Below are 24698 nucleotides of genomic sequence, written 5' to 3' on the forward strand. Positions count from 1 at the left end.
CATCATATGGTAAAATGTGGAGTTTTGTAATACTCCTTTATTTCACTATGCCTTCACGGAGCCATAATGATCTGAACTCATTTCATTTAATCGTTAAATCCATATTAAGGGTTATGAAATCCTGCGAATAAGCGAGTATTCGTGAGAAAATCGTATTAAACTGAGGGAGTTCAATAAGGACTATGTTTAAAAAAAGCCTGTATCAATGATTACTTGGTAATCTAAGATACAGGCTTTATATTTAGGTAACTAATTGTCCTTATATATATTTAACATTTTGATGGTCTATTTTTTTATAGCTTAAATCTCAACATTATCGTTTAACAGAGCCATTGTAATAAAGCACTTTTGACCACATTTTGACCACCAAAATATTAAACTTCGCGTTAAATCATAATTTTGGATTATAGGCTATTTATTTAAATGATTCTTAAATTCGTTTTTTGAATTAACAAAAATATATATTATATGACACTATACGCCATTTTATACTAATCTCCCTTGAAAATTGTTTGAATTTAGTATAAAGTTTATATATACATCACATATTAAACCTGTTTAACATGGTATTAAGAGGTGATTGTATGTGCAATAAGGAGGAAGACATAGAAATGGCAATGAATGTAGCATATACTGAAAAGGAGCTGAAAGAAATGCAAAAGAATGCACGTAAACGAAAAATTCTAGCTCTGGCAAATAAAGCATGTGATCGTAATGATGAAGCTCTAAAAAAGTTGAGTAAGAATTGAAATTTGAATATTTAACTTATGAAGATATAATAGATATACACGATTTAGCGTTAGAACGTTATGGTGGATTACAAGACTATGACAAGGGTTGTATTGAAGCTAAAGTTGCTATGCCACAAGAGGGATTTGGAGATTTTGAATACTATCCAAGGTTGTTTCAAAAAGCTGCTGTTTATATGTATTTTATTACAATAAATCATTGCTTTAAGGATGGTAATAAAAGATCAGGTTATTTAGCTGCCAGTACATTTTTAAATTTAAACGGATATAGAATTATTGTTGGCAATGAAGAACTATTCAATAAATGTATAGAGATTGCTGATAAAAAATCTCGCCCAATACTTGAAGATGTTGAAATGTGGCTAGAAAAATATTCTGAGATATATGATTATGAAAATGACTTAGATGTATAATGGTTACTTGTTTATCTTTTTATAAAGGGAACAGGTAACCATTTTTATTTTCATAGAAACCCTTTACTATTCGTATAATACTAATTTTACGAATAATTGTATCAAGATCAAATGTTTGGTATAATATACAATATAATCCACTTGGGGTGATCCCTATCACAAATAACATTCTCGAGAAAGCTCAAGAATTCTTAATCAGTAAAATCAATCCCTCCTTTATCATTGTCTTTGGTTCCTTTGCTAATGGTACAACACATAAAGAAAGTGACATTGATATAGCTTTTTATAATAAAGAGCGAAATCTTACATCCTATGAAGTTTTTATGTTAGCCCAAGAGCTGGCGGATATTCTCAAAATAGATGTCGACTTAGTCGATTTAACCCATGCATCTACAGTCTTCTAAGCACAAATCTTTTCAACTGGAAAAGTGATTTTCTCCAATGATGAAACATTAAGGATGAATATTGAGATGACAGCTTTAAGTATGTACGCAAAGTTAAATGAAGAACGTAAATTAATTATAGAAAATGTAGATGCAAGCGGGACTATCTATGAAAATGATGTTATTTTAAATAAGAAAAGCGTTATTGAGCGCAGCAAAAAAAGAATTCTCGTTGTATATGATCAAAACCCAGAAAACTTGAAAGATTATACAAAACAAGACTCCATTAATCTAAATATACAACGTGCCTGTGAAGCCTGTATTGATCTGGCTATGCATATTGTAGCTCAACAACGGCTAGGATTACCACAAACCAGTCGTGATACTTTTGATATGCTTGAATCCAGTTCAATAATTGATAAGGAAATAGCAAAACGATTAAAGGCGATGGTCGGATTCCGACCAAACTATTAACTTAAGTATTTTAGAGCAAATTGTTGAAAAACATTTAGATGATTTTACTGATTTTACTAAGCAAGTCCTAAAACATTAAGGAAGGAGTCTTTTATGAAATATAAAATTAGAGTGTTTAATAAAAAAACAAACAAAGAAGCAATGAGCATTGATGAAGTTTTCGAATCTATAGAAGCAGCTGAAGCTGAGATTGACCGCCTAAAGGCTTCTCTTTCTCAAGACCTTCAATACGTAAAGGTTCCGGTTAAACAATAAAAGTGAAATAACAACATTTCTGATTTTATTGGTAGATTATTTACCTGAAAGAGTAAGAATTAAATAAAGTACTTCATAATATTATTATGTTAACAACAATTCGTAAAAATTGTATTATACGAACATTAGTTCTATAATGTATGTATAATATATTTTACTGAGGTGTTTTTTATGGCAATTTCCAAACAACATGAAAGGTACGAAAAACAATTAGAAATCTTGCTCAGAGAAATGCCTAGTTACGTGGTGGAATACGTTGATGCTAAACAAGACATCCGCTCCCCCCTTACGCTCTTTAATTACGTTAGAGATTTTCGTGATTTCTTTCATTGGTTAATAAATGAAGGAATTGTAAAGTGTGATCAAATTAAGGATATCCCAACAGATACACTAGCAACTCTTTCTCTGGATGAAGCCAGGAATTATTTTAAGTTTTTGTCGAGGAAAAAATATAAAGTATCACAAACGGATGATGAAACGAAACAAATTGATGCTAAGACAGTAAACCGGCATAAGTCCTCCCTCCGCTCCTTGTTTAAATACCTAACAATCGAAGCGGAAGTAGCAAATAATGAACCCTATTTCCACAGGAATGTTATGCAAAAAATTGAAGTAACCAAAGTAAAACAGACTTTTAATGAGCGAGCTAAACAACTAACGGATAAGATTTTTATTGGAGATAAGGATCTAGAATTCTTAGATTATATAAAGGGTGAATATGAGAGTTCCCTCTCCCCTTCTCAACTTAAATATTTTAAACGTGATAGAGAACGAAATATTAGTATCCTCTCCCTTTTTTTAGGAACTGGAATACGGGTAAATGAATTATCAAATTTAAGGATTAAGGATATTGATTTTTCCTCAAAAGAGATCAGTGTAATACGGAAAGGAAATAAAAAAGATACAGTATCTGTCACCCCTTCAAGCATGCACGACCTGCAAAACTATCTTTCCATTAGAAATGAAAGATATAAAGCTAGAAACGAGGAAAATGAGTTTGTATATGTTAAGTTATACAATAATGAACCTAAACCACTAACTAATCGAGCCATTGAAGACATTGTTTACAAATACACTAAGGCGTTTGACAAAAGGATGTCCCCCCATAAACTGAGGCATACATATGCTACGAACCTGGCAGAACAAACTAATGGTGATATTCCTTTGATTATGTCCCAACTCGGACATACTTCTTCCGATATTTCTTTGCTTTATATAAATACCACTAGAGAAAAAGCAAGACTTGCTGCGGAATCTCTAGATAAACGTAGAGAGAACCGATGACTAAACTGTAGTTCGGAGGTTCGAAACCTCTCTGGGACGTCAAACCATGAAAACGCCGAGTTTATGCTATTTTACCGTTGGAACAGGCGGAAGAGAGTATCGCTTGGTCTTCTTTAAATTTACTCATGATCTAGATATTTTTACAGGTCAATATAAAAAGAGTCTTAAGGAATATGGAAAACTGATAAAATTGATCCAACAAAATTGGAGTTAATGAAAAGTGACAATAAAGTTATTTAATCTTATAACTGAATGAATTTCACAATTCTAATCACTTGTCTCCCAAGCGTTTCAAGGCATGAAAAAAGAGTACCCCCCAAATTCTTGTATAATGTAAGTGACGAAACAAACACAATCAAGAATAGAAAAGAGCTTGACTCCCTATGCCTATTATACGACGCAGAAGCCTGTTTGACATACAGATCGCAATACCTGTTAGCTGCTTAAGCTATAAGGTTTTTTTAAGAAGGTCCATTTTATAGGTCATAGTTCAAGCAGATAGCTCAGTGACTGTTTTATCGTTAAAATTTTTAAACTATAATCCAAGTAATAGATTTTGAATTTAAAAAAGAGACAATCGCCCGAACGATTGTCTCTTTACTATTTTTAAGGATGAATCTTAATGATTTATCCTTATTAATTATTTACATGTACTTTTACACTTTTCTCGATCATGGAAAAGATGTTTTTATGGTTGTTTTTTGCAATTTCTACATAATCACTTGTAACTTTTAGCAAGTCGTTACGACGCTCTCTTACATAGTGTACATAATTCTCACTATTTTCCACAAGGTTATTATCAAATCGATCCATTAGATCAAAAGATAATTTAATTGGAGTTAACGCTAGATTCTCTACACGATCAGATGCATCTCGAAATTGGTCTGTAAGCTCTGGAAAATCAATCTGTAAGGCATCATTTTTTTTATAAAGGGCGCTTACACTATCAACGATTTCACTGTTGGTCCTTTTAGATTCTTGAAAAAGATTTAAAAAAGAATTTCTAAAGTCTTTATTGAACTTAATCGTTTCTTTTACAGTCTTTAGATAAGCTTCTTCTCCACTTTCTTGTAGTTCCTTTGCCCAATCTAACGATAGCGCGAATTGATTCCATATTGTGTCTACAAAAGGCATGACTTGATAACCTTCTTCCTTAACTACAGCAGCTCTCTTTACTTGCTCACTTTTTTTTGTCGTTGTACTCATTTTCATTCCTCCTCTTGTCATTGGTGCCTTTCTCTATTGGATCCTTCCTTTTAAATGAAGGGATATAGAGCTCTAGTAAATTAGAATACGTTGTGAAGAATTGATCTAACATTGATTGGTAGGTTTCTAATTGATTTGCATATCCCTTTAAGTATGTAACGCCTACCTCTGTGATTTTGTAACATCGCTTTGCCGGACCATTTCCCGTAGTATCCCAATCAGATGAAACAAGGTTTTCCTTTTCAAGTTGACGAAGGAGCCGATATAAGCTTCCTTGATCAATCGTATGAAACCCAAATGTTTCAAGCTTTTGAAATAGCTCGTATCCATGAAGTGACATTCTACTAAGAATGAATAATATAAAAGGCAGAACAAAACTCTTTGATGGTTGAATGGTTTGATTGGCGCTATCTTTTGCCATTGGATTATCTCCTTAATTCTTCTATATGTGTAATTTACACCTATAGGGGTATTATGTCAATCGTTTAAATTATTTGAAATATTAAAAATATTATTTATGTTATTCCGTTGGCACAAGATACGGCTACTACTGATTCAACTGAGCAAGATTCGGAAACACCTTTAAAATGGGTCTAACCTAGGAAGGTAAAATTTCCATATCGGTTAGACCCTCCCGATCCATTTAGTGCCGACGCGACACGTACGGAATGATGGGAAGCGTCTTTTGCTTCCTTTTCAGACCGTAGTGATGCCGCCAATATTTGAACTTGATCATCTTCTTTCTAAAAATAACCTCTCCTACCGATGTATATGGGACAAAAAAAAAACACGCCTTTACAGCGTGTTCAAGGATTCTTATCTTTATCGTGAAAGTTCAAAACAGCGATTACAAACATGCCAAAACTAAGCATCAAGGACAGAACTTCGAATGTAGCCATTCATAAATCGCCTCCTTACCCCTATCCTTCCCAGATCCAAGTTTGTCCCATACCAAGGATAGAAAAATAAAAAAAGATGCCTATACCTTTATCATTTATTTTTTGTTATAACCTACCGGTGTAAAAGTTTCATCACCCTTTCCACGGTGCAATGGAACACCCATGCTTCCCACTCGAAAAAACAAATGAGAATGTTCCCGTGATATAAGAAAGAACATAGGAGACAAGTGTCATGATAAGAGATCGAGGTAAAATCAGATGGCAAGGTTTCTTTATGCCTGAACATGAACCAACATTGAAACCACCTCCTTATTGGAATTTCTGTAACGAACAATCATATCGACCTAAACTGGAAACAGTTATGAAGATAAAAAAAGCTCTAAAACAACTTAGTAAAAATGTCCTCGATGATTATTTTGGAATGTGAGGCTTTTTGTAAATGAAATACTTGAGGCGAAATTAACAATTGGTAGAATTAAGGTGCAATTGATTGACTTTGGGGGGAAATTGATTGCAGATGACTGATCCGAAAAGGAATATTCAATAAAAAGGTTCCTCACAATTGTGAAATATATCGATGAAAATGATGTAAGGGTAAAGGAGATAACCGCTACCATACAAAATAACCTAATTTAGTTTTTTATGATAAAAATGGTGGCTGGATTTTGGTGTTTACAACACCTGCCACCATTTTCAGGATTGGTTTCTTTTTTTTGCATATAAAAAGCGCCTGACAGTAGCCACGACTACTCCTGTTACCTGGGCTTGATAATCATTTACCTAAAAAACTAACCCCTAACAAAAAAAATACATTTTTCGATTAGATTTTCCTAAATAGCTCGTTAATCAAACGTATGATTAGTTTTCCTGCGAATCCTTTTACATAAGGGTTTTTATCTCAAAATGCGGAAAAAGAATGCCGAAATTTTGGATTGATTTTTTTAAAAAAATAGCCGAACTGCCGAATTACTATATTAACCTCCATAGGTCGACAAGTTAAAACAATCAAAGTACTAATCAAACGTTTGATTAAATGTTTAATGAACCATTATAAACGAAGGTTTTTTCCTCTAAATTACTAAAATCCTTGTCAACTCAAGTATGTTCTTTTCCTATAAAGGCGCAACCCTAGGCGAAAGATGGAACTTCTCCTGTAACCTTTCATTCTTCTACAAGTTTTCCTAATATGTCCTATTAATCAAACGTTTGATTAAATCTACCCTCAATCCTTTTAACAAAGACTTTTTTCAGGGAAAATAAAAAAAGTATGTCTAAGATTGTTTCGACAGTTCTCATAATTTATCATTCTCTTTTGACCGAATACTTTCTAAACCAGATGCACGTTCTTTTACTTTCCGGACACAGTCTCAATTCTTCTTCATTATCCATATTGGGCCGCATTACATGAATGACTTCCCTCACTGGACTACTGTAGCTAAATTTAGTCAAAACAGAAACACAAATAAAAAAAGCAGCCAGTTTCCGTTGACCGCTTTTAAGCAAGAACACTAGCACCCTTACGCATTTTCGTATTGCTCTAAAGGAACTTTAAGCATAACAAAAAGGCTTCACGGGGAGCGAAACCTTTTTGTTATCAGAGTTCATATTATTCTAATGTCTTGATGGAAATTAAATTTTCTAACCTACGTTACTTTCTTCTATGGCATGCTGCCAACTTGGGTAGTAATACAAAGCACTCCGCATTAAATCAGGATAAAGTTGTTTTACCTCTTTTTTACGTAGAGAATTACCTTGGTTGTGTAACTTCTGGATCTGAGTAATGACTTCCTTTGATGTGAATGGAACATCCATTTTTCATTCCTCTCTTTCCAAGTTATCTTTACTATTTTTCCCTTTGGCCAACAATATAAAACCTGAAAACATAGTTGCCTATTCTTCGCGCCTATGTTTTAACAAAGTCTAGCATATAGTATTGGTATAGTGAAGAAATCTGCTCCATATAAAAAATCCCAACAAGAATGGAGGTTGATATAATCAGTGTTTCCGAAAGTTATTCTTCAGGGAGAACAATTGTATTCCCTTTTTAACCCAATGGCGTACTAATTCCGTCCATACTAATCTATCTTTCCATTGTTGAAAACCAATGACAGTCATAGGTTTTTCTTTTTCAGACATCTCTTTAAACATATAATCAACACCTTTGATTATGGCATAGAATGTTGCAACAGGAATTAACAATGTAGTCATAAAAGTAGTAATCATTCCTTATCCCTCCATTTTTCCAATTCTTCTTCATCCACATTAATGGCATAACTTCGGCCTTCTTTCTTAAGAAACCCTTCATTCACTAATTCCACCATCATGGCATGAACCTTATTGTTTCCTAAACCTATTAATCTTGCTAACTCATTTACTCGGACCTCTCCTGTGTTCGCAATCCATCGTTTCAGCTGGTCAATCGGTTCTTCCTCTTTAATTTCTTCCAGTTCGCCTTCCACGACAACACCATCAAACAAATGAATAAGCTTATCAAAAATTCCTTCCTCCTCTTTCTTATCCAGTGTTAGAACCGGAGCTTGGAATCGTTCAAACTCATTCTTGCCGCCTTCGATCTTGGCAAAACCATCTCCTCTTCCCAACAACTTTTCTGCCCCGTTCCTATCGAGAATCGTTCTGGAATCCGTTGCGGAAGTAACTGCAAATGTAACGCGAGATGGCATATTCGCCTTAATTAACCCTGTAACGACATCTACAGAAGGACGTTGCGTGGCAAGGATTAAATGAATACCTGCGCCCCTTGCTTTTTGACATAATCGAATAATATCGGTCTCAACTGATTTATTCACCATCATTAGATCGGCCAATTCATCAATCACAAACACAATATAAGGTAACTTTTCTTCGCTTTTTAGATTATAGCCTTGAATATCACGGCTTCCTGTTTGGGAAAACAATTCATACCGGCTTTCCATTTCCGCTACTAGCGCCATTAAAATAGCATTGGCTTTTCTCATATCTGTAATGACCGATTTAACCTGCGGAAAATCTTTAAACTGAGAAAATTCAACCATTTTAGGATCTATCAGATACAACATCAATTGTTCTGGAGGAATGCTTAAAATGAAACAAAGAATAATCAAATTAAGGAATACGCTTTTCCCACTTCCAGTTGTTCCAGATACCAGAAGATGTCTTAATTTGGTTAGGCAGGCAAAGATATACCCGCCATTTACATTTTCACCAATTATAAAGGGCAATAGGTTTTCTTCTTTAAATTGATTGAATTCCTCTGATTCTAATACATCGTTAAAGTAAACAGGTGTACGTTCATCTAACGGAATAAAAATATTAACGGTATCCGGTAATTCTCCGATTTCAATGGTAATGTTTTTATTGCCCATTGCACCTTGTACATCCACCAATTTCTTCGTAATAGAGGTATAAGTGATCTCAGGAGGGACTTCCATTTGCACTTTTAAAAGACTGGCTCCCTGATATACATCGGTTACTTCTAGTGGTTTATCTACAATGCCAACCCTTCTAAAGGCATTGTTAATGGCAGTAATTTTGGTTTCATCGATTTCATCCACTTTATTGGTGCTATAAGGCATGAAACTCGAGGCCTTTTGTATAACTATACTTTCTCCAAGGGTTTTGGAAACACTGGTATGTTTAGTGGGTTGTTCCAGAAGCACTTTCTGAACTGCCGAAGCAGCTGTTTTATCACAAAGCACACTATACAATTCACTTTCCGATAAGATCTGATTGGCTAAATCGACCTGGAATTGTCGATTCTCAATGTGCTTAAGAAAGCTCCGCTTATTACTTACTTTTTTAATTGTGAATTCATTAAAAAGTTGTAATTTAACAAGCGCATTTTCTAAAAAAGCGACGAATTGCTTCGCGTATTTTTGTTCAAACATCACAAATCTGCATTCAAATCGATAGTTGGTCTGAAGAATCTTTTGCTCCATTTCCTCAACCTGGTCCCGTTTAATTGTATAATTATTAAGTTTTGTTAAAACTCCTAAAATTCTTTCCTGCCATTTGATGCTGAATTTCCCTTCCAATGGGCGATCATTACCCTTTAAAAAACTTTCATATTGCGAGATGGCCGTTTCCCGCCAGTTATCCTGTCTCTTACAAAACAAAACTTGAGTAAATACTGAAGCATTCGGAACATTATCCATTAAATTAAACAAATCAAGAAACGCATTGGTATCCAAAGGCATAAACAGTGGTTTGGTTAACACCAATTCATACAAATTTATTTCCTTTACATCCTCATTTTGAAAATTCCAATCCTTTTGAAGGCACTCTCCTTCTCTTTTGTCAAAGGATGGTGTAAACAAATACTCTTCTTTATAATCCGAAATCGAATATTTCTCAAATCCGTAAACACCTTCCTCAATGAATCTGGACTGGAGAATTTGTTTCAATAATTGGTTGTTATAATCTTGAATTTCATACACATTGGTTTTCTCATTGACTATAGGGGTTTTATTCATTATCCGTGTTAGTGACATATACTCATCTATTACTCTTGACTTCCTTCATGATCTGAGCACCGCTAATCAGTAGCACCGTGGTATTCACCAAAACCATAGTTGTATTTAAAATTAATATCAATCCTGTTGTTGTTATCATATCGAACCCTCCCATTTTTTAATAAGCTTTCTCTTAATGGAATTCAGTGTATGCTGAATATGTTGTGCCCACAAAAGACCACCATAAAATTGCTTACCTAGTACCGCCAATAATCCTAATTTCACTAATATCATGACTTATTCTTCCATTTCACTAGTTTTCCAGCAAACTTTTTCACTGGATCAAATTTTCTATCTTTTAAGAGAAGTATTCTTTTTGTCGCCTTAAATGATGCTTTTCCTTCTTCGATTGAATCCAATATATCCGTCTTATCACCTGTCATGGACTTCACAAAACGTGGTGGATTGGATAGGCGATATAACCCTCCGCACACTATAAGGAGCTTGATAGACAACGTGTAAATTCCGCCTTGTAATGATTGGGTAGTGAAAATGAAAATTCCCATCATTAATATGAATACCGAATACACCAGCTGGACCATTGACAAAGACTTTACTTTGTTCCACCAAGTTTTAAAGTAATGTTCGTGTCTTTCAAATACCCAACAGGATAGAGCCAGGGGAGTAATAGCTGCCAAGCAGAATAAATCCCACCATCTTCTACCTGCCTGGAGACACACTGGAATCAAAAGGGCAATCGTTGTCAGATCAAACAAAATAACGATTAAGGTATCAAAGAACCCAAGTGTTTCACCGGCGATAAATCCATTTACATTTCCTCCATCGATTCCACCGCCAATTTTTGTAATGGTATTGGAAAGTTGATTCAGAAACGTAAAACCTGTGTTAAAAGCAAAAGGAGCAAAACCAGAGACGGCTACTGCAATGGAATAACGCTTTAAAATTTTCTTGAAATCCGTATGCTTTTTCTTCAACATCTTCATGAACGATTCGTAAATTAGCAGGAACGTAACAAGTGAAATGGAAAGTAGGGAAAAGGTTAGGGAAGTATTCTGTATAAATGGATTATCAAAGATGATTAGAGGAGTTTGAAGTGCAATTTTGGAAAGAAAATGATAAACGCTAGTGAATAAATCTGCTGTTAACTTTGGTAAAGATCCAGGTAAATTATTTAGCCAATCCAAAGCCACTATAATTTTTGCGGTGATATATTCGATATTGGCATACACAGTCTTAGTTGTTTCCACAATGGAAAATCCATCATTTTGACCTTTGAAGTTGTGAGTTAACACTCCTTGATTCTGTAAAAGCATATCGGATACGGTTGCAGCTTGTGCAGTATGAAAGACAGAAGTCAAACTAGCGGTAGTCATTGCCGTAAACGGTATAGCCACTTTCTTTAAAATGGACTGATAAACCATCCGGAGCCGCTGAAAAGTAGGCTTACCACGTAATAAATCAAGAATACGACTGGAACGGCTACCATCACTTGAACCAGACCTTTGATGATGTCTACAGTCCATTCGTTTGACTCTTTCCGATTTCCGAGCATCCGCTTTACCCCTGCCGCTACCAAAAGAATGGCCGCAAATACGACCGCTGACCCCACTGAGATCACCAGTAACTTTAAGAGAAGTTCCAGTAGTTCTGGCGGAATGCCTTCGGCTTTCGTGGGAAGTGTAGAAGCTCCTGTGCTCGGAAAAGTATTGGCCATTGATTTTAATGGTAATACCATGAAGCTGCTTGCTGTTGCCAGAAAGGTCTGAACGATTCGTTTGTATTCCTTTATTTTTTTCTTTGGAAGTTTTTTCACCTCCTCCACTAGTGTAGGGATATGAAAATTTATCTGATTATATCCAGTCATTTCATCCTCTATAATGTTTGGGGATGAATAAGAATAATTAATCAGCGGATCTGGTTCTTTGACGCAAAACCTCACCAACTTTTTTGGCTCCATCAGATTCACCCTTTTCTTTCTTTTTCTTGCTTGGCTTCCATTCATAATTATGGAAGTATGAAAATGCAGTTGAAATTCCAATTCCTGTTCCCAGTACAGCTGCCAACTTCAACGCTGACATGACGATAAAAGTCATATGGCTCCCTCCAAGAAGTTGTAAATTTTTAGAATGATTTGTAATGTTTGAATCCACTGCCTTTAGAATGGTCTTTTAATTTAGCCAACTTCGTCCTAAAATGTTTAATTACATATTTGCTGGCTATGACAATGCAAGTGGTTTGAATACCAATCAAAGCTGTTATCATATGCAATCACCTCCAGTTTTAGTAGTGTTTTTAATTTTATTACTACTTTTTTCTTTTTAGGATTTGTACGATTAAAAATAAATTGTAATTTTTTAACTAACTTTCTTCGGGCTCCGCGTCCTTAATACGATGCAAGCATTCGTTTAGGGGAGGGCAGCCTAGTGCAATCCAAATTCGAAGGAAGTAATCCAATGAAGGTTGAGAGCGATTATTAAGGATAATGCTGATATTTCCAGCATGAATATTTGTTATTTCAGCTAAATCCTTTGCCCTCATTCCTTTGTCTAACATGATTTTTTTAAATGAATTTTCAAGGCGATAAGGTTTACCCAGATCATCGATGCCAGCAAAAGAATCTTCACCCTTTAACCATTTCAGAACCTGGATCACACTGCCGGTGACAAATTCTTCAACACTTGATACTTTTTTATCCTCTTTATCAAACTGAACACGCTTATTTCGGTACTCAATGATGTCCAAAATTTCTTTGTAAAATTCTTCATTTAAAAAAACCGTGATTTTTTTGTAATTGGCCATGTATATCACTCCTTTCGAACTTCCATACTATATTCATACAAACCAATAATCGTAGCAGGAGGTCATAAACATGATGAGTCTTAATAAAAATCGTGATGACAAAATCGAAGAAATCATTGGAAACAACGACGATAATTAATAAGGAGCTGATTGTCAATGCTACAATTTGGCAGCTGGTTTACACCTGATTATAAATCCGCTTGGGAAGAGCGCTTAGAATATACGAGTGATTACATCATAGAGAAAACTGGATTGAACAGAAGCGAATTGACAAACTTACTTCACTATCTGGATGAGCAAAATATTATCAGGTAAAGATGCAATCAAATGCAACTTTATCTGGGATAATAATGAAATAAAATGAAGATTCAGCTCGGATAATGAATGATTCACTGCATTCATATGCGCCTGCATGTAATCCATAAAGCTCATTTTCAATTGAGTCACTCGGGTGCATGTTGCACATATTGTTTTACGTTCATGTTTTGGATATCATTGACGTAGGGGGAAGGGTCGATAAACCTTCCTCCTTCTTTGAGGCCGATATGAAGATGATAACCTCCATTAACGCCAACTACATGACCGGAGTTTCCTGAATAACTTAATAAGTCTCCTGCATGCACTTTGTCTCCAACATTCACAGTCGTTTTTGACATATGATCATAAATCGAAACTTTTCCATCCTCCCACCTAACTAATACGCCATTTCCGATATTGTCTTTGTCGTGCGTTACCTCCTCAACGATTCCATCTCGAATAGTTCTTAAAGGAGTTCCTTCTGGCATTGCAAAATCGTAACCCGAATGCCCTTTTGAACGAAACGTTTCTTGCGCTCAAAAAGTCGATGTAATTTTATACATGTTAACCTACCCTTTATTAGATTTTTTATATAGGCTGCTCTAATAGATTGTTTTTTTAGGAAAGTAATTTTTTCGTTCGTTACTGGAAAACGAAAAGGGTGCTTTTTTTTCGTTACTGGGCTTTTCAGTAATTACTGAAGGCTCAGTAATTACCCTAGTAACGAGTTAGACAAGATTTCTTAGCGGGATGAGTAACGAGTCAGTAACAAACGAATAACGAGCCAGTAACGAGTTTTTTCTTTCCTAGAATAGAATGATCTCCTTGTAAATTCACAATTTTCTTGTGATAAAAAACCTCCTTTCTTAATTTTATGAGTAAAATACTTGGTTATATTCATGGACTAATGAAAAATTCATAATTTTTTATGTTTTTTAAAAGGCGAGCAATTTCCAATAATTCCCCCTATTGACTTTTCCTATGCAAGTGCTTACTTTTGTTCCAGTAAAAACTTGATGAAGGGGAGAGATGAAGGGTAATGGAGAATATCGTCATACTAAAAAATGCTGAATTTGTGGAGTATTCATACACTGATGGTTCAAAACAAATGGTTGGTATGGTTAGAGGGGGATAACTTTGTAAATATGAACCTTCCTACTGATCCAAATCCAAGACAGTTTTTATCATTTGCGAATCCGCACTATAAAGATATGGTTAAAACACTTAAGTCTGAACAGCATATGTTTTCAAGAAAGAATTCTGGAGGCATTACCATCTTTGTTTATTCTTGCGACAGTAATGGCGATGGTTCCGATTCCCTTACATTTAATAAAGGAGACGGAATTGCCAATGATGGTCATACATACCATGCGTTAAAAGTACATGGTCGAGTGAACAGTCTTGTAAAAGTAACCCTTGAAATTGGCCTTAGCAAAGACCACGTTGGTGAAGTCGCCAGTGCCTTAAACTTTAGCAAAAAGCTTTTAAAGCTACAGTCTACAGAATAAAGAAGGGGTATTCTATTGGCACAAAGCTGCTATTGGTATCAAAGGCGCTCACATTATTTATCATGAGGGAGACATTGGTCACGTGGAAGTAATAAAAAATGGCCTGGAGATTTCCTCCTAGCCATTATTCCTTTTAATAACGTTCTTTCTTTAAAGGACCCCTTTCGTTGAATAATTAAATTAATGCTTATGAAATATAAGTATGACCATCTTTGAAATTGAACGAGTAGTTTCCTTCTTGTTTCAACCAAACTCCAATGTCTTTCAAATAACTATTATCCAAAAATTCCATACCATTTTTATATAACAAATAATTAATTAATGCGTCCGTGTTCTGGATAGAGGATAGAGACGCAATCTTCTCTTCATAATTTCTTTGGTTTGCTCTGACTTCTTGCAACTGTGTTCGCAGACTAAAAACATACATAATGATAATAACTGCAGCAACAAATCCAATCATTAGCAAAATGTAGTTTTTTTTTTGATGTGGTTCCATAAACTTATCACCCCCATTATGGAATCCGTCTAAATCCTAAGAAGGGATAAAGTTTCTTCCATTTTTCTACAGAAGAATAAGAAATTCCGTTGCCATTTGCATTAATGAACTTTCCATTTCCTACATACATTCCAACATGGGAAGCTCCTGGCTTGTAGGTTGAGAAGAAAACCAAATCACCAGGCTTAATTTGTTCTTCAGGAACGGGAATGGTTTTGTTGTATTGGGATTGAGCTGTCCCATGTAAATCTATTCCTACTTGTGAGAAGGCATATTCTAATAGCCCCGAACAATCAAATCCTCCTGCAGCTGGTGTTCTACCACCCCACACATAAGGTATACCAAGAAACTTTTTCATAATATTAGGGACTTCCTCTACATCAAAACGTTGGGTACCATCCCCCACAACCACAATGCTTCCATCTTCTGAATGGTAATAACGAAGCACATGTTCAACATAATTCACATCACCGTATCGGGGCCAACCGTTTTTGGCAGCCATCAATTGACTAAATTGGATGGCTACTTCTTTGGAGTATCCCCCATGTTCTAGAGCGAACGGAATAAATCCACTCCCCATGTTATAAGATTGAAGCGCCAATTTTTGGGTCTCCTTGGGCTTTCTTCATCACTTCAGCAAAATATTTGACACCAATTTTAATAGACAATTCGGGATCTGTGATCGCTCCTGGTGGTAGACCGATAGATTCGGAGGATTGCATCACATCTAACTGTCTTCCTCCTGACTCTTGTTGGATAAGGGCCATGATAAGCCCCACATACTCATCAACCCCATATTCCCCTAATTATTTCCTTATAAGGGGTTCATATTGCAATACCTCAGCTGATACTTTCGCTGTTCCTCCGGCTCCTTCTCCTGACATCCCCGATTCAAATTGATTCTCTCCACCTAAACTAATGGAAATAAATAAGGCAAAACCGAAAATAGATGTGAGGAGAAGAAGAATACCTGCAATCATCCAAGTGATAGGTTTTTAAGAAAGGTTATGGTTCCAGCGACTTTTGCACCTTTCTTTAAAACTTGCAAGAATGGAAAGTCAAAAAGAAACAGATGCTGCAAGGGACTCTGTGAAACATTTAACGCAGTGGGAAGTTCAGCAAAATCTTGATGTCAGAAGTTAGTCATAAGCATTGCCACCAATCTGCCACCAAACATTACAAATTACCACCAAAGAATGACAAATTCCACCTAACAATAGAAAAGTAAAACCTTATAAGACTGAACTTCTCACTATATAATACAGTTATTAAATACACATTCCTAAACTGTAGTTGGATTTTGTGAATACACAGGAAAATTTAACTATTTACATTACTTGATGTCATTGGAGGCCAGTTAATGAATGAGCTTAGAGGCGAAACTAACAATATCTAGAATTAAATCGGAGGTCCTGAATCTAGCTGCGGAGTTGGTTGCGGATGAGAGTTCGGATAAGGAGTACGCAATAAAACGACTGGTGGGTATCGTTGAATTTATCGAGGAATATGATGTTAACGTTAAGGATATCGAGTTGTAACAAAAAGACGGAGATTACTCTCCGTCTGCTGTTGCGATTTCATAACCGAATGGATTCAGTTCGTTAATATAAACTTCTTTACTAATGATGTAAAACGTTTCTCCGTTGTCTGTAACTACGACTTCATCCGGACTCTTATCGACTAGAGCTTCGATAAGGTATCGTATGGAGTGCCTAATTTTGCGGAAATATTTATCATAGATTAGTTTATACATAATTATCTTTAACTGCTTTATTTAAAAGGCCTATGCTGCGGTCTAAATCTTCTTTGACTTGCTTCTTATACCGCCTAGCTTCATACTTATTGGCGATTTCATATACCTTAAGCTCTTGGCGCTTTGACCCCTCTTTTTTAATGCGAGACTTTGTAATGATTCCATCATCCAGCAGTTCGCGTAATCCTTTGTAAACTTCAGAATGGTTGGGTTTATAATTAAAGTATTTAATGTTTTATAAAAATCATCCAACATCTTTGGCCGTATGGTCTCCCCTGCTTGATCCACGAGAGCAAATACAGCTTCACAAACGTACGCTGCTTGATTAAAAAATTATCTAGGTTGCATGATTTTACCTCTTTTTCTTTTATTATATTATCCTTCAAAATAAACCCTCCTTGCTGACCTGTTGGTGGTGTTGCTTGAATTATAAACCATGCGTTGTCCGGGAGTATATAATAATAGATGTGAATTTAGCACATATTGAAATTAGAAAATTGTTTTGCAGCCACAAGTTGTTCTAGAGCTATAATTTCTATTTTGTCACGATTTTTCTGTGTATTTATTGGGTGTTACTTTCTTAATCTTAAAAGATTTAAAAAAACATCGTAATCTTACATTCTTCGACCTTATTTTTCTTTTCATTTGTTAATCAAACGTTTGTTTAGTTTTGGTATGAACCCTTGCATATAAAGAAATATTTCATCCTAGCATGTAAAAAGATTGTCACCCGATGTTTGGAGTTTTCTTCTTAATTTTCAAAAATCAGAAAAAAACATTGTAAACTTACATTCTTCGACCTTATTTCTCTTTTCCTTTGTTAATCAAACGTTTGTTTAGTTTTGGTATGAACCCTTGCATATAAAGGAATATTTCATCCTAGCATGTAAAAAGATTGTCACCCGATGTTTGGAGTTTTCTTCTTAATTTTCAAGAATTAGAAAAAAACATCGTAATCTTACATTCTTCGACCTTATTTCTCTTTTCCTTTGTTAATCAAACGTTTGTTTAGTTTTGGTATGAACCCTTGCATATAAAGGACTTTTCTATTCTAGAAGCAAAAAAATTGTCGAGATTAGGATACGATTAAATAGCATTTTGTAGTTAATACAGATATCTAACTTTCAAAGTCTTATTCATATAAATAGTTTCGATTTAATAAGGAAGAGTGTTTTATGTTTGAACTGTTCGGAAGTAAACCACGGAGAAGATAGGGAGATTTCTTAATTCACGAGGAATAAACCAAGAATGCTTATCAGGCAAAAAAATAAGCCGTCCTCCTATCAGAATGGTGTTTATCTATTTCAATACAATATATTAAAGCCTCCCAAGTAATTTTTAAAGTACTCGTTTTTGAAATTTATTAACTAATGAAATATACCATTAATTTAACAATGAAAAAAAGCCTTAGGAAAAACGCCTTAAGGCTATTGAAAAATATGTAATTCTATGTATTTTTTATGATTAGATTCACTTGATTGCGGAGGTTTGATTTGAAAATACGACCTTCGGGTTATGAGCCCGACGAGCTACCGGACATAAAAATCGCTGCCAGGATTTTTTCCGAAATCGGAGAGATAGATCGATTTAATTCTGCCAAGAAACTTGCTGAATTCGCCACACCTTATACATGGGCTGTTCAAAGGGTAATCGGGATAATCTTATTCCACGCAATAAAAGACTACGAGAGTTTTATGACAAGAAACGAAAAGAAGGAAAACCCTTTAGAGTAGCTATCATTGCCTGTGTAAATTAGCTCTTACATTGTATTTTGCCTTACTAAAACGTAGAACTACTTTCCAAGATGTAGCTTAGAAACCAATATCTAACTATATACAACAAAACCTTCCCATAAAAGAAATAAGGAAGGTTATTTGGCATGGACATTTTTAGTATATCATGACGTTTTTAAACTTTTTATAGAAAAATGTTGAAAACTATTAGCTGCTTTAGCTCAAATTTAAAATCACTACTATAGTTAAATAATTTCGATACCTAATTCCATATACTTGTTTAAATTATGACTTAGTGGACCGTCTTCCGTAATTAAGTAATCAAGTTCTGAAACGGGACCAACCAAGTAATTGGAAATAGTATTAAGTTTACTTCTTGTTACTAGGGTTGCGATTTTATTTGAACTTTTAATCATCTGACGTTTAACATGAGACTCTTCTATATGAGGGATGCTGACACCAAAGTCAGGGTGCAGGGAATACACTCCTAAAAAACAGAGATCGGCTCTAATATTTTTAAGCACTTCAATTGCATCTAATCCTACAGTCACAAAAGATTCCTTAAAAAAGGTTCCACCCAAAAGGATGATATCTGTATTTGGATGTTTTGATAATGCCAAACTAATAGAGGGACTATTCGTAATAATGGTCCCTTTAAACTCCATTGGAATTTCTTGAGCAAGAAAAAGATTTGTTGTACTTCCATCTATTAAAAGAACTTGTCCATCTTTAATAATCTTCACTGCTTTTAAGGCCAATTCTTTTTTGGCATCTATATTTTCTTCCGTTCTTTCAGAAAAGGTTAAAGCGCTCGCAGATGCAGGAAATGCCCCGCCGTGTACTCTTTTGAGAAGACCAAATGAATCCATTTCCCTTAAATCTCGTCTAATTGTGTCCTCGGAAACATCCCATTTCATGCTTAATTCTTTAGCAACGACTTTCCCTTCTTTTTCAAGTATTTGTAAAATTTTGCTTTGTCGTTCTTTTCTTAGCATAACAATGATCAGCCTCCGTGTTTTTGCATGTTTTTTCTTATATTATATAATTTTTTCTTGAATTCACCAATTTTTAAAAAAATCCGGCAAAATTCTTCTTGTTTTTTCTTGTTTATAAAGATAAAATATTCTTAAATACGAAAAAACCGGCTTTAAAATGCAAAAACAAGAAATCCTTTGAGGCAAGAAACCTAATACCGACATTTTGTACTAATTTAAAAATTACATGAATAAAAAGGAGGAAAAAAATATGAATAATAGTATTGAAACACTAGCTATAAATACGATTCGCACCTTATCTATTGACGCGATCAATAGTGCTAATTCCGGTCATCCAGGCCTACCTATGGGGGCTGCTCCAATGGCATATGCACTATGGGCGCATCATCTAAATCATAATTCTGCAAATGCAAAATGGTTTAATCGAGATCGATTTATTCTTTCTGCCGGACACGGATCTAGCTTGTTGTATAGTTTGCTTCATTTAGCTGGGTACAATGTATCTTTAGAAGATTTAAAAAGTTTTAGAAAGCTTAATAGCAAAACACCTGGTCATCCCGAATTTGGTCACACAGAAGGTGTTGAAGCGACAACTGGGCCTTTAGGGCAAGGAATTGCAAATGCAGTAGGAATGGCGATGGCTGAAGCGCATTTAGCTACAAAATTCAATCGGGATGTATACCCTGTAATTGACCATTATACATATGCTTTAGTTGGCGATGGAGATCTAATGGAAGGCATCTCTTATGAGGCCATGTCTATGGCCGGCCATATGAAACTAGGAAAATTAATTGCATTATATGACTCAAATGATATTTCTTTGGACGGTGAATTAAACCTTTCATTTTCAGAGGACATTCAAAAAAGAACAGAATCTGCTCATTGGCAATATTTACGAGTAGAAGATGGCAATGATGTAGCTGAAATCTCAAAAGCTATTACATTAGCTAAACAAAATACAAACCAACCAACCTTGATCGAAATTAGAACCACTATCGGTTATGGAAGTCCCAAAGTTGCAGGAACAAACAAAGCACATGGAAATCCCCTTGGAGCAGAAGAAGCTCGTGCAACAAAACAGGTATATGGCTGGCAATATGAAGAGGATTTCTTTGTACCGGAAGAAGTTAAAGCCCATTTTGAAGAGCTAAAACAAAGAGGAATTAGTCAAGAACAACAATGGAATGCATTATTCCAGTCTTATCAAGAGACATATCCTGAATTAGCGAAGGAACTGCAACATGCCATCACGGGAGAAGTTTTAATTAATGCGGAAGACATCCTGACATTTGATACAGGTAAAACAATTTCAACTCGTGTAGCCAGCGGAGAAGCTATTAACCATTTTGTAAAATCAGTTCCTTCTATTTTTGGAGGAAGTGCGGATCTTTCTCATTCTACAATGACAGATATAAAGGAAGACGCAGCATTCGCGGTAGAATCATTTAGCGGACGGAATATCTATTTTGGTGTCCGGGAACACGCAATGGGAGCGGCTGGCAATGGTTTGGCTCTTCATGGCGGGGTAAAGCCATTTGTAAGCACATTCTTTGTTTTCAATGATTATCTCAGACCATCAATTCGTCTGGCATCCTTGCAAAAGCTTCCAGTCACTTATGTATTTACTCATGATTCGATTGCGGTTGGTGAAGATGGTCCAACTCATGAGCCAATTGAGCAGCTAGCTTCTCTTCGTGCGATCCCAGGGCTAACCGTAATTCGCCCATCAGATGCAAACGAAACGGCAAGTGCTTGGGCTTATGCACTACAACAAATAGACGGTCCGGTTGCCTTGGTACTAAGCCGTCAAAACCTGCCTGTGTTCCAAGAAACACAAGCCAATTTAGACAACCTTTCTAAAGGAGCTTACGTATTAACGCAAACAAATGACCAACCAGAGGTTATTTTGATCTCTACCGGTTCAGAAGTGTCATTAGCCATTAACGCGAAAGCTGAACTTGAAAAGGAAAATGTTTCGGTTCGCGTTGTCGCAATGCCAAGCTGGGAACTTTTCGATCGTCAACCGAAAGAATACAAAGAGCTTGTCTTCCCTGCTTCTATTACGAAGCGTGTGGCACTAGAAATGGGTATCTCTCTTGGATGGGAACGCTATGTAGGATCAGAAGGGAAAGTATTATCTATTGAAACATTCGGTGCTTCAGGAACGGGCGCTGCAGTCATGGAGCTATTTGGATTTACGACAGAAAATGTTGTTCGAACTGCAAAAAGTCTACTGCAATCTTAAAATGGAGGAAATATACGATGAAATTATTTATTGATACTGCAAATCTTGTTGATATTAAAAAGGCATATAAAATTGGCGTTTTATCTGGTGTTACAACCAATCCTTCCCTAGTTGCTAAGGAAGGCGTAAAATTCGAAGACCGAATTGAAGAAATCTGCCAAGCAGTTCCACAAGTAGAGTCTGTTTCCGCTGAAGTAACTCCAGAAGCCATTACAGCTGATGAAATGATTGCCCAAGCTGAAGAGCTTATTAAAATTAACGGCGGAGATGAGAAAATTACAATCAAGCTTCCTATGACTTTAGCTGGCTTAGAGGCTTGCCGTTATCTTGCTGATAAAGGCGTTAAAACAAATGTCACACTTATCTTTACAGTAAACCAAGCACTATTAGCAGCTCGTTCTGGTGCAACGTATGTATCTCCATTTTTAGGCCGCTTAGATGATATTTCCGAAGACGGTGTCCAATTAGTATCAAAAATAGCTGAATTGTTCCGCATTCATAATTTCGACACACAAATTATTGCAGCATCTGTTCGTCATCCGGATCATGTAACTCGTGTAGCAATGGCAGGTGCACATATTGCAACGATTCCATTTTCAGTCATTGAGCAAATTTCTAAACATCCACTTACTAATCAAGGAATCGAAAAATTTGCTGCTGATTGGGAAAATACTCTTAAAAACTAAGTTAAATAAAAACCACGACAGGAGAAATTCATGCCTATCGTGGTTTTAATTCCTAATTTGTTATTTAAGATTTTCAATTGCCGCTCTTTCAATTGCAAGTCCGTTGGTAAAACGTTTCATAAATTGCTCAAAGCCCTCTACATATCTTGGTCCGTCTCCCTCACGAATATGCATAAAGAAGAATAGCTGAATGGCAAATTGCAAAATAGCTGCAATCAAGATATGCTAAAAGTTTTAATTCAATGGTTCATGAGATTAACAGTTTCATCCGGACTCATGTCGACTTGAGATTCGATAAGGTATCGTATGGAGCGCCTAATTTTGCGAAAATATTTATCATAGATTAGTTTATACATAATTATCTCTAACAGCTTTATTTAAAAGGCCTATGCTGCGGTCTAAATCTTCTTTAACTTGCTTCTTATACCGTCTAGCTTCATCCTTATTGGCGATTTCATATACCTTTAGCTCTTGGCGCTTTGACCCCTCTTTTATAATGCGAGACCTTGTGATGATTCCATCATCCAGCAGTTCGTGTAATCCTTTGTAAACTTCAGAATGGTTGGGCTTATAATTAAAATATTTAAATGTTTCATAAAAATCATCCAACATCTCTTGGCCGTATGGTCTCCCCTGCTCGATCCACGAGAGCAAATACAGCTTCACAAACGCACGCTGCTTGATTAAAAAGTTATCTCGGTTGCGTGATTTTACCTCTTTTTCCTTTATTATATTATCCTTCAAAACAAACCCTCCTTGCTGACCGTTTGGTGGTGTTACTTGAATTATAAACTATACGTTGTCCGGGCGTGTATATAATAGTAGATGTGAATTTAGCACATATTGAAATTAGAAAATTTTTTTGCAGCCCCAAGTTGTTCTAGATCTATAATTTCAATTTGTCACGAATTATCCGTGTATTTATTTGGAGTTATTTTCTTATTCTTAAAAAATTAGAAAAAAACATCGTAATCTTACATTCTTCGACCTTTTTTCTCTTTTCCATTGTTAATCAAACGTTTGTTTAGTTCCGGTATGAATCCTTGCTTATAAAGGAATATTTCATCCTAGCATGTAAAAAGATTGTCACGCGATTTTTGTAGTTTTCTTCTTAATTCTCAAAAATTAGAAAAAACATCGTAATCTTACATTCTTCGACCTTTTTTTCCCTTTTTCTTTGTTAATCAAACGTTTGTTTAGTTTTGGTATGATCCCTTGCTTATAAAGGACTTTTCCATCCTTGAAGCAAAAAAATTGTCGAGATTGGGATACGTTTAAATAACCTTTTGTAGTTAATACAGATATCAAACTTCAAAGTCCAATTTAATAAATTTCCAAATTCGATATGTATATTTTTCAGAGTCTTATTCTTACAGATAGTCTCGATTTAATAAGGTAGAATGTTTTATGTTTGAACTATTCGGAAGTAAACCACGGAGAAGAATAGGAAGATAGGAAGATTTCTTGATTCACGAGGAATAAACCAAGGATGCTTATCAGGAAAAAAACAATCCGAAATGCAATCAGAATGATTTTATCTATTTCAATACATTTTATTAAAGATCACCCCAAGTAAGTATTAGAGTACTCGTTTTTGAAATTTATAACTAATATAATATTCCATTTATTTAACATGGAATAAAAAAAACCTTAAGAATAGCTCCTTAAGGCGAATAAAAATTATCTAATTCTATGTATTTTATATGAGTAGATGCGCTTGATTGCGGAGGCAGGATTTGAACCTGCGACCTTCGGGTTATGAGCCCGACGAGCTACCAGACTGCTCCACCCCGCGATAATAAAAAGTATTACGTTTGTTTAATATTAAATTAAAAAGCCTGGCAACGTCCTACTCTCACAGGGACGCGTGTCCCAACTACCATCGGCGCTGAGAAGCTTAACTTCCGTGTTCGGTATGGGAACGGGTGTGACCTTCTCGCCATTGCTGCCAGACTATTTTGTTGAGGTATCATTCCCTCAAAACTAGATAATGCAGAAGAAGTTTGTAAAAACGAGTATGCCTTAAAATTTGGTTAAGTCCTCGAACGATTAGT

General features: G+C 35.5%; 29 protein-coding genes, 1 tRNA gene, 1 rRNA gene and 4 pseudogenes. 14 read left to right on the forward strand and 21 right to left on the reverse strand.

The window, feature by feature from the left end:
• Positions 1-584 precede the first annotated feature (584 nt).
• From J7E67_RS28385 to J7E67_RS28410, 7 genes and pseudogenes are all read left to right on the forward strand, one after another.
• Positions 585-749, forward strand: coding sequence for a hypothetical protein (locus tag J7E67_RS28385; RefSeq protein WP_214713499.1), 165 nt, complete (start codon positions 585-587; stop codon positions 747-749).
• On the forward strand, positions 746-1162 hold the full coding sequence (locus J7E67_RS28390) for a type II toxin-antitoxin system death-on-curing family toxin (protein WP_214733292.1): 417 nt from the start codon (positions 746-748) through the stop codon (positions 1160-1162). Before J7E67_RS28385 ends, J7E67_RS28390 begins: the two co-directional genes overlap by 4 nt.
• Positions 1163-1317: 155 nt before the next feature.
• Positions 1318-1719: pseudogene (gene mntA / locus J7E67_RS31655) on the forward strand (type VII toxin-antitoxin system MntA family adenylyltransferase antitoxin); the annotation flags it as partial.
• A gap of 84 nt (positions 1720-1803) precedes the next feature.
• Positions 1804-2098 (forward strand): annotated as a pseudogene (hepT, locus tag J7E67_RS31660) (type VII toxin-antitoxin system HepT family RNase toxin).
• A gap of 14 nt (positions 2099-2112) precedes the next feature.
• Positions 2113-2274, forward strand: a complete 162-nt coding sequence (locus J7E67_RS28400) for a hypothetical protein (RefSeq protein ID WP_214713497.1) — start codon at positions 2113-2115, stop codon at positions 2272-2274.
• Positions 2275-2445: 171 nt separating this feature from the next.
• Entirely contained in the window at positions 2446-3558 is a 1113-nt protein-coding gene (gene xerS, locus J7E67_RS28405; protein ID WP_214733293.1) for a tyrosine recombinase XerS, read from the forward strand.
• 46 nt (positions 3559-3604) lie between these two features.
• A complete protein-coding gene (locus J7E67_RS28410) occupies positions 3605-3772 on the forward strand; it encodes a hypothetical protein (RefSeq protein ID WP_214733294.1) in 168 nt (55 codons plus the stop codon).
• A gap of 422 nt (positions 3773-4194) precedes the next feature.
• Here J7E67_RS28410 and J7E67_RS28415 read toward each other — a convergent pair whose 3' ends face one another.
• The 3 genes from J7E67_RS28415 to J7E67_RS31665 all read right to left on the reverse strand — a co-directional run bounded on the left by J7E67_RS28415 (position 4195) and on the right by J7E67_RS31665 (position 5663).
• Entirely contained in the window at positions 4195-4764 is a 570-nt protein-coding gene (locus tag J7E67_RS28415; RefSeq protein ID WP_214733295.1) for a hypothetical protein, read from the reverse strand.
• Positions 4739-5185 carry a helix-turn-helix transcriptional regulator gene (locus tag J7E67_RS28420; RefSeq protein WP_214733296.1) on the reverse strand — a complete coding sequence of 149 codons (447 nt, stop codon included), beginning with the start codon at positions 5183-5185 and terminating at the stop codon, positions 4739-4741. The genes J7E67_RS28415 and J7E67_RS28420 overlap by 26 nt, the downstream gene beginning before the upstream one ends.
• Before the next feature lie 385 nt (positions 5186-5570).
• Positions 5571-5663 (reverse strand): putative holin-like toxin, encoded by a 93-nt coding sequence (locus J7E67_RS31665; RefSeq protein ID WP_251027064.1) that lies wholly within the window; start codon positions 5661-5663, stop codon positions 5571-5573.
• A 232-nt stretch (positions 5664-5895) separates the two neighbouring features.
• On the opposite strand from J7E67_RS31665, the gene J7E67_RS28425 reads away from it, so the two are divergent.
• Positions 5896-6090 carry a hypothetical protein gene (locus tag J7E67_RS28425; protein WP_214733297.1) on the forward strand — a complete coding sequence of 65 codons (195 nt, stop codon included), beginning with the start codon at positions 5896-5898 and terminating at the stop codon, positions 6088-6090.
• Between the two features lie 1211 nt (positions 6091-7301).
• On the opposite strand, the gene J7E67_RS28430 is transcribed toward J7E67_RS28425, so the two are convergent.
• The 7 genes from J7E67_RS28430 to J7E67_RS28460 all read right to left on the reverse strand — a co-directional run bounded on the left by J7E67_RS28430 (position 7302) and on the right by J7E67_RS28460 (position 12931).
• Entirely contained in the window at positions 7302-7475 is a 174-nt protein-coding gene (locus tag J7E67_RS28430; RefSeq protein ID WP_214733298.1) for a hypothetical protein, read from the reverse strand.
• 183 nt (positions 7476-7658) lie between these two features.
• Complete coding sequence (locus J7E67_RS28435) at positions 7659-7886, reverse strand: hypothetical protein (RefSeq protein WP_214733299.1); 228 nt, start codon at positions 7884-7886, stop codon at positions 7659-7661.
• The gene (locus J7E67_RS32190) at positions 7883-10096 is read right to left on the reverse strand and encodes an FtsK/SpoIIIE domain-containing protein (protein ID WP_214733300.1); all 2214 of its coding nucleotides are present in this window, start codon (positions 10094-10096) and stop codon (positions 7883-7885) included. The genes J7E67_RS28435 and J7E67_RS32190 overlap by 4 nt, the downstream gene beginning before the upstream one ends.
• Before the next feature lie 305 nt (positions 10097-10401).
• A complete protein-coding gene (locus J7E67_RS28445) occupies positions 10402-11655 on the reverse strand; it encodes a hypothetical protein (protein ID WP_214733301.1) in 1254 nt (417 codons plus the stop codon).
• Between the two features lie 378 nt (positions 11656-12033).
• Complete coding sequence (locus J7E67_RS28450; RefSeq protein WP_214733302.1) at positions 12034-12225, reverse strand: DUF7394 family protein; 192 nt, start codon at positions 12223-12225, stop codon at positions 12034-12036.
• Between the two features lie 28 nt (positions 12226-12253).
• Positions 12254-12394 carry a hypothetical protein gene (locus tag J7E67_RS28455; RefSeq protein WP_214733303.1) on the reverse strand — a complete coding sequence of 47 codons (141 nt, stop codon included), beginning with the start codon at positions 12392-12394 and terminating at the stop codon, positions 12254-12256.
• A gap of 96 nt (positions 12395-12490) precedes the next feature.
• Entirely contained in the window at positions 12491-12931 is a 441-nt protein-coding gene (locus J7E67_RS28460) for a helix-turn-helix domain-containing protein (protein WP_214733304.1), read from the reverse strand.
• 156 nt (positions 12932-13087) lie between these two features.
• Here J7E67_RS28460 and J7E67_RS28465 point away from each other — a divergent pair, with 156 nt between their 5' ends.
• Complete coding sequence (locus tag J7E67_RS28465; protein ID WP_214733305.1) at positions 13088-13246, forward strand: hypothetical protein; 159 nt, start codon at positions 13088-13090, stop codon at positions 13244-13246.
• 128 nt (positions 13247-13374) lie between these two features.
• On the opposite strand, the pseudogene J7E67_RS28470 reads toward J7E67_RS28465, so the two are convergent.
• Positions 13375-13728, reverse strand: a pseudogene (locus J7E67_RS28470) (M23 family metallopeptidase); the annotation flags it as partial.
• Positions 13729-14373: 645 nt separating this feature from the next.
• Here J7E67_RS28470 and J7E67_RS28475 point away from each other — a divergent pair.
• Entirely contained in the window at positions 14374-14736 is a 363-nt protein-coding gene (locus J7E67_RS28475) for an AIPR family protein (protein WP_214733307.1), read from the forward strand.
• A 187-nt stretch (positions 14737-14923) separates the two neighbouring features.
• Here J7E67_RS28475 and J7E67_RS28480 read toward each other — a convergent pair whose 3' ends face one another.
• From J7E67_RS28480 to J7E67_RS28490, 3 genes are read right to left on the reverse strand one after another with little or no spacing between them, the layout of a single operon-like run.
• Complete coding sequence (locus J7E67_RS28480) at positions 14924-15232, reverse strand: hypothetical protein (RefSeq protein WP_214733308.1); 309 nt, start codon at positions 15230-15232, stop codon at positions 14924-14926.
• Positions 15233-15248: 16 nt separating this feature from the next.
• Positions 15249-15833: a C40 family peptidase gene (locus J7E67_RS28485; protein WP_214733309.1), complete on the reverse strand. Its 585-nt coding sequence runs from the start codon at positions 15831-15833 to the stop codon at positions 15249-15251.
• The gene (locus J7E67_RS28490) at positions 15814-16011 is read right to left on the reverse strand and encodes a lysozyme family protein (RefSeq protein WP_214733310.1); all 198 of its coding nucleotides are present in this window, start codon (positions 16009-16011) and stop codon (positions 15814-15816) included. The genes J7E67_RS28485 and J7E67_RS28490 overlap by 20 nt, the downstream gene beginning before the upstream one ends.
• Before the next feature lie 585 nt (positions 16012-16596).
• Here J7E67_RS28490 and J7E67_RS28495 point away from each other — a divergent pair.
• On the forward strand, positions 16597-16770 hold the full coding sequence (locus J7E67_RS28495) for a hypothetical protein (RefSeq protein WP_214733311.1): 174 nt from the start codon (positions 16597-16599) through the stop codon (positions 16768-16770).
• A 14-nt stretch (positions 16771-16784) separates the two neighbouring features.
• Here the strand turns inward: J7E67_RS28495 and J7E67_RS28500 are convergent, their stop codons facing one another.
• Together J7E67_RS28500 and J7E67_RS32475 are read right to left on the reverse strand one after the other, a co-directional pair.
• Positions 16785-16985 (reverse strand): hypothetical protein, encoded by a 201-nt coding sequence (locus tag J7E67_RS28500; RefSeq protein ID WP_214733312.1) that lies wholly within the window; start codon positions 16983-16985, stop codon positions 16785-16787.
• The gene (locus J7E67_RS32475) at positions 16978-17217 is read right to left on the reverse strand and encodes a hypothetical protein (RefSeq protein ID WP_214733316.1); all 240 of its coding nucleotides are present in this window, start codon (positions 17215-17217) and stop codon (positions 16978-16980) included. Before J7E67_RS32475 ends, J7E67_RS28500 begins: the two co-directional genes overlap by 8 nt.
• A gap of 1246 nt (positions 17218-18463) precedes the next feature.
• Between J7E67_RS32475 and J7E67_RS28510 the strand changes: the two are divergent.
• Positions 18464-18800, forward strand: a pseudogene (locus tag J7E67_RS28510) (IS110 family transposase); the annotation flags it as partial.
• 163 nt (positions 18801-18963) lie between these two features.
• Here the strand turns inward: J7E67_RS28510 and J7E67_RS28515 are convergent.
• A complete protein-coding gene (locus J7E67_RS28515; protein WP_214713487.1) occupies positions 18964-19713 on the reverse strand; it encodes a DeoR/GlpR family DNA-binding transcription regulator in 750 nt (249 codons plus the stop codon).
• A 250-nt stretch (positions 19714-19963) separates the two neighbouring features.
• On the opposite strand from J7E67_RS28515, the gene tkt reads away from it, so the two are divergent.
• Together tkt and fsa are read left to right on the forward strand one after the other, a co-directional pair.
• On the forward strand, positions 19964-21958 hold the full coding sequence (gene tkt / locus J7E67_RS28520) for a transketolase (protein ID WP_214733314.1): 1995 nt from the start codon (positions 19964-19966) through the stop codon (positions 21956-21958).
• 17 nt (positions 21959-21975) lie between these two features.
• A complete protein-coding gene (gene fsa / locus J7E67_RS28525) occupies positions 21976-22644 on the forward strand; it encodes a fructose-6-phosphate aldolase (RefSeq protein ID WP_214733315.1) in 669 nt (222 codons plus the stop codon).
• A gap of 60 nt (positions 22645-22704) precedes the next feature.
• On the opposite strand, the gene J7E67_RS31675 is transcribed toward fsa, so the two are convergent.
• From J7E67_RS31675 to rrf, 4 genes are all read right to left on the reverse strand, one after another.
• Complete coding sequence (locus tag J7E67_RS31675; RefSeq protein WP_251027065.1) at positions 22705-22848, reverse strand: hypothetical protein; 144 nt, start codon at positions 22846-22848, stop codon at positions 22705-22707.
• A 144-nt stretch (positions 22849-22992) separates the two neighbouring features.
• Positions 22993-23388, reverse strand: a complete 396-nt coding sequence (locus J7E67_RS28535; RefSeq protein WP_251027066.1) for a helix-turn-helix domain-containing protein — start codon at positions 23386-23388, stop codon at positions 22993-22995.
• 977 nt (positions 23389-24365) lie between these two features.
• Positions 24366-24439 (reverse strand) — tRNA-Met (locus J7E67_RS28540).
• A 41-nt stretch (positions 24440-24480) separates the two neighbouring features.
• Positions 24481-24597, reverse strand: a 5S ribosomal RNA gene (gene rrf / locus J7E67_RS28545).
• Positions 24598-24698: the final 101 nt, after the last annotated feature.

It is taken from the genome of Bacillus sp. ISL-46 (genome assembly GCF_018613205.1).